This is a genomic window from Bosea sp. AS-1, from assembly GCF_002220095.1.
GTDB lineage: Bacteria > Pseudomonadota > Alphaproteobacteria > Rhizobiales > Beijerinckiaceae > Allobosea.
The window spans coordinates 4414779-4428843 of record NZ_CP022372.1 but is presented as its reverse complement, the minus strand read 5'-3'; the positions used below and the strand labels follow the sequence as shown (position 1 = coordinate 4428843).

At 66.3% G+C, this 14065-nt stretch carries 13 protein-coding genes; 10 read left to right on the top strand and 3 right to left on the bottom strand.

Translation table 11 applies throughout. The annotated features are described in order from the left end of the window. The first annotated feature begins 3 nt into the window (after positions 1-3). From CE453_RS22820 to CE453_RS22810, 3 genes are all read left to right on the top strand, one after another. Positions 4-570, top strand: coding sequence for a chromate transporter (locus CE453_RS22820; RefSeq protein WP_089176652.1), 567 nt, complete (start codon positions 4-6; stop codon positions 568-570). After that, complete coding sequence (locus CE453_RS22815) at positions 570-1109, top strand: chromate transporter (protein ID WP_089176651.1); 540 nt, start codon at positions 570-572, stop codon at positions 1107-1109. Before CE453_RS22820 ends, CE453_RS22815 begins: the two co-directional genes overlap by 1 nt. A 115-nt stretch (positions 1110-1224) precedes the next feature. Continuing rightward, positions 1225-2433, top strand: coding sequence for a M20 family metallopeptidase (locus tag CE453_RS22810; RefSeq protein ID WP_089176650.1), 1209 nt, complete (start codon positions 1225-1227; stop codon positions 2431-2433). Between the two features lie 3 nt (positions 2434-2436). Here CE453_RS22810 and CE453_RS22805 read toward each other — a convergent pair whose 3' ends face one another. Further along, the gene (locus tag CE453_RS22805; RefSeq protein WP_089176649.1) at positions 2437-3018 is read right to left on the bottom strand and encodes a TetR/AcrR family transcriptional regulator; all 582 of its coding nucleotides are present in this window, start codon (positions 3016-3018) and stop codon (positions 2437-2439) included. 100 nt (positions 3019-3118) lie between these two features. Between CE453_RS22805 and CE453_RS22800 the strand changes: the two genes are divergently transcribed. Beyond that, entirely contained in the window at positions 3119-3340 is a 222-nt protein-coding gene (locus tag CE453_RS22800) for a putative antibiotic biosynthesis monooxygenase (protein ID WP_157733153.1), read from the top strand. A 7-nt stretch (positions 3341-3347) separates the two neighbouring features. Here CE453_RS22800 and CE453_RS22795 read toward each other — a convergent pair whose 3' ends face one another. Both CE453_RS22795 and otsB read right to left on the bottom strand, forming a co-directional pair. Then, positions 3348-5189 carry a glycoside hydrolase family 15 protein gene (locus CE453_RS22795; protein ID WP_089176647.1) on the bottom strand — a complete coding sequence of 614 codons (1842 nt, stop codon included), beginning with the start codon at positions 5187-5189 and terminating at the stop codon, positions 3348-3350. 2 nt (positions 5190-5191) lie between these two features. Beyond that, on the bottom strand, positions 5192-6001 hold the full coding sequence (gene otsB, locus CE453_RS22790) for a trehalose-phosphatase (protein ID WP_089176646.1): 810 nt from the start codon (positions 5999-6001) through the stop codon (positions 5192-5194). Positions 6002-6281: 280 nt separating this feature from the next. Here otsB and otsA point away from each other — a divergent pair, with 280 nt between their 5' ends. From otsA to CE453_RS22765, 6 genes are all read left to right on the top strand, one after another. Beyond that, a complete protein-coding gene (gene otsA, locus CE453_RS22785) occupies positions 6282-7826 on the top strand; it encodes an alpha,alpha-trehalose-phosphate synthase (UDP-forming) (RefSeq protein ID WP_089176645.1) in 1545 nt (514 codons plus the stop codon). A 189-nt stretch (positions 7827-8015) separates the two neighbouring features. Then, positions 8016-10283 carry a phosphoenolpyruvate--protein phosphotransferase gene (ptsP, locus tag CE453_RS22780; RefSeq protein ID WP_089176644.1) on the top strand — a complete coding sequence of 756 codons (2268 nt, stop codon included), beginning with the start codon at positions 8016-8018 and terminating at the stop codon, positions 10281-10283. Positions 10284-10333: 50 nt separating this feature from the next. Next, positions 10334-11419 carry a peptide chain release factor 1 gene (prfA, locus tag CE453_RS22775; RefSeq protein WP_089176643.1) on the top strand — a complete coding sequence of 362 codons (1086 nt, stop codon included), beginning with the start codon at positions 10334-10336 and terminating at the stop codon, positions 11417-11419. Positions 11420-11493: 74 nt separating this feature from the next. Continuing rightward, positions 11494-11745 carry a hypothetical protein gene (locus CE453_RS29335; RefSeq protein WP_248307848.1) on the top strand — a complete coding sequence of 84 codons (252 nt, stop codon included), beginning with the start codon at positions 11494-11496 and terminating at the stop codon, positions 11743-11745. Between the two features lie 53 nt (positions 11746-11798). Next, positions 11799-12638, top strand: coding sequence for a peptide chain release factor N(5)-glutamine methyltransferase (gene prmC, locus CE453_RS22770; protein ID WP_248307847.1), 840 nt, complete (start codon positions 11799-11801; stop codon positions 12636-12638). A gap of 404 nt (positions 12639-13042) precedes the next feature. Then, positions 13043-14044 (top strand): DUF4167 domain-containing protein, encoded by a 1002-nt coding sequence (locus tag CE453_RS22765; RefSeq protein ID WP_198302185.1) that lies wholly within the window; start codon positions 13043-13045, stop codon positions 14042-14044. Positions 14045-14065: the final 21 nt, after the last annotated feature.

The following is a 14065-nucleotide window of genomic DNA, read 5'->3' as shown; positions in this document are numbered from 1 at the left end:
CCGATGAGCGCCCTCGAAACCGCCACGGATACAAGCCCGCCGAGCCTGCCAAACCTGTTCACCGGCTTTCTCAAGATCGGGCTGATGGGTTTTGGTGGCGTCGGGCCGGTGGCGCGCCACATCATCGTCGCGGAACGCAACTGGCTCGATGACCGTGCCTATGCTGAGCTGATGGGCATCTGCCAGGCCCTGCCCGGCGCCAACACTGTCAACGCCGCTGTCATGCTGGGAGATCGCTTTCGCGGGGCAGCGGGAGCGCTGACCTGCGTTTTCGCCCTGATGGCGATGCCTTTGCTCTCGCTAGTCGCGATCGCAAACATCTATGACGCGGTCTCCGACCATCCGCTGGCGCAGGTCGCGCTGACCGGCGCGGCCGCCAGCGCCGCCGGCCTCATCCTCGGCACGTCGGCGCGCCTGCTCGCCAAGGCCGGGCTCGCGCGCTGGGCCTGGATCATGTCGGCTGCGGCCTTCCTCGCCGTTGGGGTGCTACGGCTGCCCATGCTGCCGACTTTGCTGGTGCTCGTGCCGCTCGGCCTCGTCGCAGCCTCGCTCGGAGCACGGCGGTTCTGATGGAACGCAGCGTCTTCAGCCAGCTCATCGTCACCTTCGGCACGATTTCGCTGATGGCGATCGGCGGTGCCAATGCGGTGGTGCCCGAGGTCCATCGGCAGATCGTCGAAATCCTCGGCTGGATGGATGCGCCGACCTTCGCCCGCCTCTTCGCCATCGCCCAGACGGCGCCGGGGCCGAACGTGATGCTCGCGAGCATCGTTGGCTGGCATGTCGCCGGCACGAGCGGCCTGCTCGTTGCGACCGCGGCGATGCTGCTGCCGTCGTCGGTACTGGCGCTCGCCTGCAGCCGCGGCTTGCAGCGTTTCAGCGACAACCGCATCGTCCGGATCGTGACGCTGGCGCTGGTGCCGATCGCGCTCGGGCTGATGCTGGCGAGCGGCGCGGTCGCGGCGCTGGCGGCCGACGCCGGCCTCTTCGGCTTTGCGATCACGGCGGCGACTGCTTTCGTCACCTATCGCTCGAAGGTCAATCCGCTCGTGCCGATGGCGGCGGGCACCGCCGTCTACGTCGCGGCCTGGTCCGCCGGCCTCCTCTGACTCTGGCGACATGCACGGCATGAATGGCTTCGCCGCGGCCATCTCCCATTGTCGCAGCTGGCTCAACCATTAAGCTGCTCGCATTGTCCCATCCGGAACGAATGCGAGTAAGCCGATGAGCGCTTTGACCCCCGAGGAACAGAAGGTCACGGAGTGGCTGGCGAACCGCAAGGAGGGCATGGTCGCCCTGCTGCGCGAACTCGTCGACACCGACTCGGGCTCCTACGACAAGGCCGGCGTCGATGCGGCGGGCGAGGTCGTCGCTCGCTTCCACAAGGCCAACGGGCTCGATGTCGAGATCGTGCCGGACAGCCGCTTCGGCGATGCCGTCAAAGCCCGCCTGCCGAATCCCACAGCCAATGATCAGCGCCCCGTGCTGCTGCTTGGTCATCGCGACACCGTCTTCCCAAAGGGCGAGCCGACGCGCCGGCCCTTCACCATCAAGGGCTCGCAGGCCTATGGCCCGGGCGTGGCCGACATGAAGAGCGGCGTCGTGATTTCGGCCTTCGTCGCCGCTGCCTTCGCCGAATGCGGCGGCATCGCCGCGCCGCTGCTGATGCTGACCACCAGCGACGAGGAGATCGGTTCGCCGTCATCCCGCCCGGTGATCGAGGCGGCGGCGCGCGAGTCGCGCTGCGTCTTCAATGCCGAGCCGAGCCGCCTGCCGGCCGGCACCGAATTCGCGAAGGATCACAAGCAGTCCGTCACCAGCGGCCGCAAGGGTGGCGTCTTCATGCGTGCCGAGTTCATCGGAAAGCCGGCCCATTCCGGTGCCAATTACGAGAAAGGCGCCTCGGCGATCGTCGATCTCGGCATCAAGATTCCGAAGCTCCAGGGCCTCACCGATCTGGAAAAGGGCATCACGGTCAATGTCGGGCTGATCGGCGGCGGCCAGACCGTCAACACCATCGCTCCGAATGCCTGGTGCGAGATCGATCTGCGCTATGTCACGGCCGCCCAGCGCGACGAGATGGTCGGCAAGATCAAGGCGATCGTCGAGAAGCCGGAGGTTGCCGGCACCAGTGCAGTTCTCTCGATCAAAGGCGAGTTCCTGCCGCTCGAGCGCTCCTCGGAATCGGCCGCGCTCTACGACACCTATCGCGAGGCGGCCGCCGCCTTCGGCATCGGCGTTACGGCCGAGTTCACCGGCGGCTGCGCCGATTCCGGCTTCACTGCCGCGCAGGGCACTCCGACGCTCTGCAGCGTCGGCCCGATCGGCGGCATGGCGCATACCCCGGACGAGTTCCTTGAGATCGAGAGCATCGTTCCGGCGGCGCAGGTGCTGGCACTCGCCGTGATGCGCGCTGCCGCCAAGGTAGGCTGATCATCAACGGCAGAGCAGCGCGATCTTGCGCTGGAGCGAGAATTCGTCCTCGCTCAGCCGGTCGGTCAGTACATGCAACCAGTTGAAGCCGACCCAGAGTTCGAGCCGGTCGTCGACCTCCTCGATGGCGATCTCGCCGCGCTCGGCTGCGCGCAGGAACATCCGGCGCGGTGAGGCGAGGCGCTCCGGCATGAACTTGAAGCGCAGTGCGGCGAGCGCTGTCTCGCTGCTCTGCGCTTCTGCGATGAGCCCACGGAAGACGCGCCCGGCCGCATCCTCGCGCCAGAAGCGCCAGAGGTCCTTGGTGTAGCGCAGCAGATCGCCGCGCAAGGAACCTGTGTCGGGCAGGGGGATGGCTGCGTCTTTCTCGACGCCATAGATCGCGATGAACAGCTCGGCCTTGTTCGGCCACCAGCGATAGATCGTCGGCTTGCCGGCGCCGGCCCGGCGCGCGACCTCCTCGATCGAGAAACCGGCATAGCCCTTCTCCGCCAGCAGGTCCCGCGCCGCCGCCTTTACCGCGGCTTCGGTCTCAGGGCTGCGGCGGGCACCGATCGAGGCGCGCCGTTTCGGCTTGGGCTCCATGCGTTCGAACCTCGTCTGCTTTGGACCTTGTTGACATAACGAAACGGGCCGTTTAGATCAACTTATAGAAACGGAACGTTTCGTTATGTGGAGCCGCCCGATGACCGTGTCTCTTCCTTCCCGCCTTGCCTCGCGCCTGCGTTTCCTGATCGTCGCGATCGTCGGGGCCTACGCCGCCATCAACCTCGTGCTGGCGGCGCTGGCGCCTTTCACTGCGGGTTGGCCGATTTTCGGCGTCACGGCGCTGGCCGTGCCACCGATGGTGCTGGCGATGGTCTACGGCGTGATTCCGATCGCCTTCCGCTTCGGCGCCCCGCGCTGAGGGTGCCTCAGAAAGCCTCTTCCCAATCGCGGCTGAGGCGCATCGCGCAGTTGATCATGCCGACCATCGAGTAGGTCTGCGGGAAATTGCCCCAGAGTTCGCCCGTCTTGAGATCGGCATCTTCCGACAGCAAGCCGAAGCTGTTGCGTCGCTGCAGGATGCGCGCGAACAGCTCCTTGGCTTCGTCGCAACGGCCGATCGCATTCAGCGCATCGACATACCAGAAGGCGCAGATCAGGAAGCCGGTGTGCATGTAGCCGAAATCGTCCTGCGTCGCGTAGCGGAGCAGGAGGTCGCCGCGCTTCAGCTCGCGCCCGATCGCCTCGACGGTCGCGACGAAGCGGGCGTCGTCCGGCTTGACGAAGCCGATCTCGGCCAGGAGCAGCAAGGTCGCATCGAGGTCGTCGCCGTCGAAGGTCGAGACGAAATGACCCTTCCGCTCGTTCCAGATCCGCTCGCCGATGATGCCCTTCAGCCGCTTGGCCTCGCTCTTCCAGTAGTCCTTGCGGTCGGCCCGGCCGAGCGTCCCGGCGATGCGGGCGAGCCGGTCGCAGGCCGCCCAGCACATCACGCTGGAGAAGGCGTGCACCGCTTCCTTCTCGCGCAGCTCCCAGGGGCCGGCATCGGGCTTGTCGAAGACGCCGAGCGCGAGTTCGCCCATGCGCTCGAGCTGGGCGAACAGCGTGTCCTTGCCGGGCTGGATCAGGCGCCGGTCGAAGAAGGAATGCGTCGCCGCCAGCACGACCGCGCCATAGCCGTCATTCTGGATCTGCCCGGCTGCGCCATTGCCGAAGCGCACGGGTCGATGTCCGCGATAGCCGGTCAGGTTGCTCGCCTCGAACTCGGTGAGCGTGCCGCCGCGCGTGATCGGATAAAGCGGTGGCAGATGCTCCGCGCCGCCTTCCGAGAAGGAATCGACGATATTGGTGATGAAGCCGAGATAATCCTCCATCGTTCGGGTCGTGCCGAGGCGATTGAGCGCATGCACGACGAAATAGGCGTCGCGCAGCCAGCAATAGCGGTAATCCCAGTTGCGCTGAGTGCCGGGCGCCTCGGGGATGGAGGTGGTGAGCGCTGCGACGATGGCGCCGGTCTCCTCGAAGGAACAGAGCTTCAGCGTGATCGCGGCCCGGATCACTTCGCGCTGGTACTCGAACGGGATCGAGAGCGAGCGCACCCAGTCGCGCCAATAGTCCGTCGTCTTGTCGAGGAATTCGCGCGAGGTCGTCTCGATCTCGGCGCGCAGCGCCTCGTCCGCACCGATGAAGAAGGAATAGCTCTGGTCGACTGCGAAGGGGATGCCGTCGACCACGTAGGACAGCGGCGCGTTGGTGGTCAGCCTGATCGTCTGGTCGGCACCGACGAAGCGGACATGGTTGGAGCCGCGCGTGATCTCGTCCGGCTCCTCGCCGATGCCGAGGCAGGGCTTGATCAGGACGCGGATACGCGGCCGTCCGGAGACGCGCCGCACCCGACGCACCAGCTGCGGCGGCCGGAAGAAGCGCTCGTAGCGCTCGAAGCGCGGCGCGAAGTCCAGGATCTCGATCGCGTTGCCCTGGTCGTCGGAGAGCACCGAAGAGAGGATTGCGGTGTTGTCGAGATAGGTCTGCTCGCAGCGCGTCATCCCGACGAGCTCGATGGCGAAGAAGCCCTTCTCCGGCGCATCGTCGCCGTCATTCGCCTCGTTGTTGATCAGCGAGCAGAAGACGGGGTCGCGGTCGAAGCGCGGAAAGCAGCCCCAGACGATGCGGGCGCGCCGGTCGATGAGAGCGGCGATCGAGCAATTGCCGATCACGCCGAGGTCGAGCGAGGCGGAGTGGTGCCTCGCGGCCGTGGTCGTTACGGTCATGGTCAGTCCTGGTCAGTCCGGGCAAAGTTGGCGGCGGTAAGATGGCCGTTTTCGGCGGCTTCGAGAAGGATATGGCGCAGCGCCGTCGGCGAAGCGAGCCGCAGCAGGGCGTGGCTCTCGCGATCCGCGCCGATCCGCACCGACAACCCACCCATCGCATTGACGGTCTTGAAGCCGTCCTCGTCGGTGATGTCGTCGCCGATGAAGACCGGTCGGCGGCCGGCATAGGTCGGTGTCGCCATCAGCCAGGCGATGGCGTCGCCCTTGCTGGCGCTTGCCGGCACGAGTTCGGCGACCGCCTTGCCTTCCTGCAGCCGCACGCCCGGCCCCATCTTCGCGGCAGTGCTGCGCATCAGTGCGAGAGCCTCGTCCTGGAGCGAGGGCGCCAGGCGCCAGTGCAGCGCCACCGAGACCCGCTTGTCCTCGACGATGATGCCGACATGGCTGTTGGCGAAGCGGACGAGATCGCGCAGCGCCTCATGCATGCTGTCGGGCGCATCGGATTGCGCGCGCAGCTCGCCGCCGAGCCGGATCTGGGCGCCGTGCAGCCCGGCGATGTCGAAGGCGTGAGGGGCGAGCATGGCGTCGAGAAAGGCGATCGGGCGGCCGGATACCAGAGCGAGCGCGCCATCGAGCTTTCCGCGCAGCGTCTCCAGCGCGGGCGCGACGCGCCGGTCGAGTTTCACATCCTCCGGAGAGGGCGCGATTTCCACAAGCGTGCCGTCGAAATCCAGAAAGAGAGCGATCTGCTGCTCATCTGGAGCGATCTCAGGAGGGGCAAGGGCAGATTCGGGTTCGATCAAGGTTGTCATCGCTCTGTATCTGGGCGGCGAAGGCGGCAGAAGAACGGCCGGCCAGTCCGCGAATCCTTTCTTCTCACGATTTGTCGAGCGAGGTCGCGGAAAAATCGTCCTTGGGGTTGTCTCGCTCTACTGAATGCCTAACATACGAGACACGATTTCACCGCAAGGCCGCCACTGCTTCGCCACGCCGCCGGCCCTGCCTCACGGAAACATTACGCCTTTCACGGCGTTCTGTTCCTGCCGCCGATGGCGAAAATCGGGCGGCCTTCCTTCGGAGAATTCGTCGCTTATGCGTCTTGTCGTCGTCTCGAACCGCGTCACCATTCCCGATCGTCATGAAAAGGCGGCGGCAGGGGGGCTCGCGGTCGCGTTGCGTGAGGCGCTGGAACGGCATGGCGGCCTGTGGTTCGGCTGGAGCGGCGTGGTCGGCGCGGCCCGGCAGTTGCGCGAGACCCAGCGCGGCAACGTGACCTACGCCGTGACTGATCTCAGCGAGGCGGAGCGGGAGAGCTATTATCTCGGTTTTTCGAACCGCGCGCTCTGGCCGATCATGCATTACCGTCTGGGGCTGACCGAGTTCCAGCGCAGCGACTACATAGGTTATCTCGGCGTCAACCGGCGCTTTGCCCGCGAACTGACCCGCATGATCCAGCCGGACGACGTCATCTGGATCCACGACTATCATTTGATCCCGCTGGCGGCCGAGCTGCGCCGCCGTGGCGTCACCAACCGGATCGGCTATTTCCACCATATCCCCTGGCCGTCGGCGGATGTTCTGTCGGCCCTGCCGTTCAGTACGACGTTGGTTCGGACATTGGCCGCCTACGATCTCGTTGGCATGCAGACCGAGGTGGATGCCCGCAATCTGATCGGCTGCCTCGTGGATATGTGCGGCGCGCGAACGGACGGGCGGCGTGTCCGTCTCGGTGTGCGCGAGACGGCGGTGCAGTCCTTCCCGATCGGAATCGATGTCGAGGCGTTCCGCCGCCTCGCCGCCGCCTCTGTCCGGCAGGCTGCGACCCCGCTGAGGGCCACGCGGGAATCGCTCGGCGAGCGCAAGCTGGTGATCGGTGTCGACCGCCTCGATTATTCCAAGGGCATCGTCCAGCGCCTCGAGGCTTTTGGCCAGTTCCTGCAGAGCCATCCGGACGAGCGCGGCCGGGTCAGTCTCCTGCAGATCGCACCGCCTTCGCGTAGCGACGTGCCGGAATATGCCGAGCTCGACCGGATGTCCGATGAGGTCGCCGGCCGTCTCAACGCCCAGATCGGCGAATTCGACTGGACGCCGATCCGCGTCGTCAAGAAAGCCTATTCCCGCACGGCATTGGCCGGCTTTTACCGCCGTGCTGAAGTCGGCCTCGTCACGCCGATGCGTGACGGCATGAATCTCGTCGCCAAGGAATATGTCGCAGCCCAGAACCCGGCTGATCCCGGCGTGCTCGTGCTTTCCCGCTTCGCCGGGGCCGCCCAGCAGCTCGGCGAGGCGTTGATCGTCAATCCCTACGACACGCATGAAGTGGCGGAGGCGATCCGCACCGCGCTGGCGATGCCGAAGAGCGAGCGCATCCGCCGGTTCGAGGCGCTCTATCACGTCATCGAGACGAGCGGCATCCACTGGTGGACGCAGCGCTACCTGGATGCGCTCACCCGCTCGCCTGTCGAGGCCGAGATTGCCGAACCACCACGCAAGGTGGATGCGCCGGCGCGGGGGACGAGCCGGAAGCCGCGCGCGGCGGTCTTGGACCGGGGGGAGGTCAAGGGCCGCCCCGTTCCTGCAGGGCGAAAGCGGAATGCCGTGCCGGCGGAGAGCGGACATCTGACGCTCGTTCGCTGAGGGCGGGGCGGATAGGTCGCAGGTGGAAAACGGCTAGTCAGGGCCTGTCATGTCACTCCCCTCGCAGCCGCCCCTTGCCGAAGGCGGGCTTTCGTCGCTAGAAGGCGCAATGATCCGAGTGGGCGACTCAGGGTCAGGACAGGCATCGTATCGTCGATGGCTGAGGAGGCGGGCGGAGGGCTGAGATCGATGCGAGGCGCTCTCGGAGGACCGGGCGTTCTGCTGCGCCGCCTCCGCGAGGTGATGGCCGCGTCCATCAGCCCGCAGGAGCGACTGGACCGGCTTGTCGTCCTGATCGCCGGCAATCTCGTCGCCGAAGTCTGCTCGGTTTACGTCCTGCGCGAGGATGGCTCGCTCGAACTCTACGCGACCGAAGGTCTCAATCGCGAGGCGGTGCACCTCACCACCATGCGCGCCGGCGAGGGGCTCGTCGGCCTGATCGCCAGCGAGGCCGAGCCGCTCGCTCTCTCGGATGCGCAGGCGCATCCGGCCTTCTCCTATCGTCCGGAGACAGGCGAAGAGGTCTACCGTTCCTTCCTCGGCGTGCCGATCCTGCGGGGCGGCGCCGTGATGGGCGTGCTCGTCATTCAGAACCGCGCCTCCCGGATCTATTCCGAGGAGGAAATCGAGACGCTGCAGACCACCGCCATGATCATGGCGGAGATGATCGCGGCCGGCGGGCTGAAGTCCCTGGCGGCGCCCGGTGCATCCATTGGACTCGACCGGGCGATCCACGGCGTCGGTGTCTCGCTGGCCGACGGCGTCGGCCTCGGACATGCGGTGTTGCACGAACCGCGCGTCGCCATCACCAATCTCATCGCAGAGAATCCGGCTGCCGAGGTGACGCGGCTCGAGGCTGCGATCGGCGAGATGCGCGCCTCGATCGACGAGTTGATCGAGCGCGGCGATGTCGCCCATACCGGCGAGCATCGTGACGTGCTCGAGACCTTTCGCATGTTCGCCCATGACCAGGGCTGGCTGCGTCGCATGCGCGAGGTCGTGCTGACGGGCCTCACCGCCGAGGCCGCGGTCGAGCGTGTGCAGTCCGATACCCGCGCCAGGATGATGCGCCAGACCGATCCTTACCTGCGTGAGCGCCTGCACGATCTCGACGATCTCGCGAATCGCCTGCTGCGGACGCTGACGGGCAAAGCCAACGGCGTCGCTCGGGAAAACCTGCCGGAGAACGCCATCCTGGTGGCGCGCTCGATGGGCCCTGCCGCTCTGCTGGATTACGATCGGTCACATCTGCGGGGCCTCCTGCTCGAGGAGGGCGGGCCGGCGAGCCACATCGCCATCGTCGCTCGCGCGCTCGGCATTCCGGCTGTTGGCGAGGTCGTCAATGCGACGGCGCTGGTGCAGGCAGGTGATGCCATCATCGTCGACGGCCAGGCCGGCGAGGTGCAGATCCGCCCGCAGCCGGACGTCGAGAACGCCTACAAGGACAAGGCGCGGCTCCGCGCGCGCAAGCAGAAGCAATACGAGAAGCTGAAGGAACTGCCGGCCATCACCAAGGATGGTGTCGATATCGTTCTGCAGATCAATGCCGGCCTCATCATCGACATGCCGAACATCGCCGCGACGGCCGCCTCCGGCATCGGGCTGTTTCGCACCGAGCTGCAGTTCATGGTGGCGCAGCACATGCCGACCACCGGTGAGCAGCAGGCGCTCTACGCGGCCGTGCTCGACGCCGCCGAGCATCGCCCGGTCACCTTCCGCACGCTCGATATCGGCGGCGACAAGGTGCTGCCCTATATGGAACGGGTCGAAGAGGAGAATCCCGCGCTCGGCTGGCGGGCGATCCGCATCGGCCTCGACAAGCCGCGGCTGCTCCGGGCGCAGCTCCGCGCGATGCTGCGGGCCGGTGCCGGGCGCGACCTCAAGATCATGCTGCCGATGGTCGCGACGACCGAGGAGTTCCGCCGGGCGCGCGTCATCCTGAATCGCGAACAGGCAATGCTGGAGAAGCAGGGTGTCGCATCGCCGCGCGACCTGCGGGTCGGGGTGATGGTCGAGGTGCCGTCGCTGCTGTTCGAATTGCAGGAGATCGCGCAGGAGGCGGATTTCCTCTCGATCGGCACCAACGATCTGATGCAGTTCCTTTTCGCCGCCGATCGCGAGAACAAGCGCGTCGCCGATCGTTTCGATCCGCTCAGCGTCGGCGCCCTGCGGGCCCTGCGACGGATCATCGATGCCGCGGGTGAGGCGCGCTGTCCGGTGACCGTCTGCGGCGAGATGGGCGGCAGGCCACTGGAGACCATGGCGCTGATCGGGCTTGGCTATCGGGCCTTCTCGATGTCGGCCGCCTCGATCGGCCCGGTCAAGGCGATGCTGCGTGGCCTGGATGCGGGCAAGCTTCGCGAGCGGCTCGACTGGATGCTCGCCTCGCCCGAAGGCACGATCAATCTTCGGCCGCAGCTTGCCGCCTTCGCTTCCGAGTTCAAGGTGCCGGTCTAGCGCCGCTCTCCGTCGCGCGGTCCGCAACTGTTGATTTCAAGAGTTTCCCCATGTCCCTACAGCTTCCACAGGATCGTCTCGACGGCATCGTGGCGCGTCACGCTGCCGCGACCGAGGAGATCAACCATGCGAGTGACCCCACGCGCACCGTCGAGCTGGCGAAGGAGCTTGCGGAGCTCGATCCCGTCGTTGCGGCGATCGCCTCCTGGCGCCAGGCGCAGGCGACGCTGACCGAAGCCGAGGCGCTGATCGCCGATCCGGCGACCGATCCCGAGTTCCGCGATCTCGCCTATGAGGAGCGGGATGCTGCCCGGACCGAGATCGAGGCGCGCGCGAGAGAGATCCTGATTGCGCTGCTGCCGAAGGATGCTGCCGACGAGCGCGGCGTCATCCTCGAAATTCGCGCCGGCACCGGTGGTGACGAGGCCTCGCTTTTCGCCGGCGACCTGCTGCGCATGTACCAGCGCTACGCCGCCCAGCAGGGCTGGAGCGTCGATGTCCTGACCGAAAGCGAAGGCACGGTCGGCGGCTACAAGGAGGTCATCGCCGAGATCAACGGCCGTGGCGTCTATGCCCGGTTGAAGTTCGAATCCGGTGTCCACCGCGTCCAGCGCGTGCCCGACACCGAGGCGAGCGGGCGCATCCACACCTCGGCCGCGACCGTCGCCACGCTACCTCTGGCGACAGATGTCGATGTCGCCCTCAACGATGCCGATATCCGCATCGATACGCTGCGCTCCGGTGGCGCTGGCGGCCAGCACGTCAACAAGACCGAATCGGCGGTGCGCCTCACCCATATTCCGACCAATACCGTCGTGCTGGTGCAGGACGAACGCTCGCAGCACAAGAACAAGGCGCGCGCCTACGAATTGCTGCGCGCCCGTCTCTATGACCTCGAGCGCAACCGTGCCGATGCCGAACGCGCGGCCGACCGACGAGCCCAGGTCGGCTCGGGCGACAGGTCAGAGCGCATCCGCACCTACAACTTCCCGCAAGGGCGTGTCACGGACCACCGCATCAACCTGACTCTCTACAAGCTCGACGAGATGATGCAGGGGCTCGTGCTCGATGAGATCATCGATGCCCTGACGGCTGAGCATCAGGCGAAGCTGCTATCCGAAGAAGGCATCGCCTGAGATGGCGGCGATGAAACCAAATCGCTCCGACGGCGTTGGTGACGTATCGACACCAGCAACGGGGGCAGCTTCCCATGATCAAGACGTTTTCGACCATCGCGATGGCCGGCCTGATGGCCGTGGCGCTGTCCGGGGCTTCGCAGGCCCAGGAGAAGACGCTCCGCAAGATCACGACCTCCGGCCCGCCGGCGTCGGTCCAGGGTGCCATGACGCAGGCTCAGGCCAACAAGGCCTGCCGAGCCGAGATGCGGGGCACTCGCGAGAGCAAGAAGTCGCTGCGCATCAAGATGCGGCAGTGCGTCAACCAGAAGATGACGGGCAACTGAGTTCGGCTGAATCGACGGCCCCGGGGGCTGTTGCGAAGCTAGGGGAGGGCGCCGTGCCGACCGTGAGGGAGGCGCGGCGTCTCGCCGTTCAGGCTCTGCGCAAGGCCGGGATCGATACGGCAGGTCTCGATGCCCGGCTTCTGCTTGAGGGAAGCCTGGAGACGCGCCAGCTCGACCCGGATCGTTTGCTCGACGCCGCCGCCGTGACGAGACTCGCCGGTTTCCTCCGTCGGCGGCTTGCCGGCGAGCCAGTCTGGCGCATCCTGGGCGAACGGGAATTCTGGGGGCTGACCTTCCACCTTTCGCCCGCGACGCTGGAGCCACGGCCAGACAGCGAGACGATCGTCGAGGCAGCGCTGGAGCAGCTGGGCCGGCGTCGAGGCGAGGCGCTTTCCATGCTCGATCTGGGCACGGGAACGGGCTGCCTGCTCATCGCCCTGCTGAGCGAGTGCCGGCAGGCGACGGGGCTCGGAATCGATCTTTCCGACGAGGCGTGCCGCACCGCGGCCGGCAATGCCGCGTTGAACGGGGTGGCCGCGCGCGCTTCTTTCCGCCAGGGCAACTGGACCGAGGGGTTGGACGGTTCCTTCGATCTGATCGTCTCGAACCCGCCCTATATTCCGGCGCCCGAGATCGCGACGCTGTCGGTCGAGGTGCGCGAGCATGATCCACGGCTGGCGCTCGACGGTGGCCCTGACGGGCTCGCTCCCTATCGCATCTTTGCACGTGGCCTGCCGCGACTGCTCGCGCCGGGCGGCTTCATCGTCTTCGAGATCGGCGCCGGTCAGAAGCCAGATGTCGTTGCGATGATGGCGGCTGAAGGACTTGAACTGCAGGCGAGCCGTTACGATCTTGGGGGGCATGAGCGGGCTCTGATCTTCGCGCCCGCTTGAAATGCACAGGCTTTTGGTCGATTTCGCTTGGAGAAGCAGCCAAAAGCGGTTATGCAGCTTCCAGCCGAAGCTGGCGGCGTCGGAGCCGGAGCGTTGGGCAGCCCCTTGAACGGCAGGCCTTTGCTCAAGATCAGCGTTGTTTGCGGGCGTGTTCCTGAAGCGATGCAACTGACGAACCAGTTTGGACACCGAAGGCGCTGCGGCGCCCATCGGCTTACGGGGTTGGCCCCCCTTTTGGATAAGAGCGCGTGAAGACCAGAAACGGCGCAAGGCCCCTTCAGGTCCACTCAGTCCGACACAGCGTCGCAACCCGCTGTGTGTCGAAACGCGCATGACGACGCCACGGTTGCTTTGAACACAGAAGCGCGAGACAGACGCGAATGAGACCAGGTCAGAACCGGCGTATGCGCGGCCGTAACAATAACGGCAACAATAACGGCAATCGTAAATCTCCAAACCCGTTGCAGCGTAGCTACGAATCCAACGGGCCGGACGTAAAGGTTCGCGGCACGGCGCAGCATGTCGCCGAGAAGTATTTGCAGCTTGCGCGTGATGCTCAGTCGTCGGGCGACACCGTTGCTGCCGAGAGCTATTTCCAGCACGCCGAGCACTATTATCGCATCCTGCTCGCGGCGCAGGAGCAGATGACGCAGCAATTCGGCCATACCTTCCCGCCGAACCGCGCCTTCGTCGAGGTCGAGGACGATCTCGAGGAGGAGGGCGACGAAGACGGGCAGGGTGGCTTCCAGCCCGGCACCGGGCCGCAGCCGGATTTCCGTGGTCCGAACGGCCACATAAACGGCAACGGCTATAACGGTCATGGCGGCCAGCGTGCCGAAGGCGAGGCCGGCGAAGGCCAGCAGCAGGGCGGCGGTCAGCGCTTCGATCGGCAGAACCGGCGGGAACGCTTCAACAACGACCGCAACGAGCGCCGTTTTGATCGGCAGGATCGTGGCGATCGTCGTTTCGATCGCAATGGCGAAGGCGGCCAGGGTGGCTATGCGCCGCGCCCCGACGCGCCGCGCTCCGACATCCCTGTGGGCAGCACCGAAGAGACCATGGAGGTCGCCGCCGAGCAGCCGCAGGTCGAGCGTTCCTTCGAGCGTCAGGAGCGTTCCGAGCGCCCGCAGCGTGGCGAGCGTCGCCCGCGCCGCGAGCGGCAGCCTGAGCCCGAGGCGGAAGACGTCTCTGGCGCCCTGCCGTCCTTCCTGACCAATCCGGTCCGTGCTCCGGCCCCGGCTCCCGTCGAGCCGGTTGCCGCGGAACCTGCAGCAGCGGCGCCGGTCGAGAAGGCCGAGGAAGCGCCCGTCGAGGCTGAGGCCCCGGTCAAGCGGACGCGCCGTCGTCGTTCGCCGCGCGAGGTCATGGACGCGCTCGGCTCCGAGGCCGATGGCCCGGCCGAGTAAGCCTCGGGCACGGCAGAAATC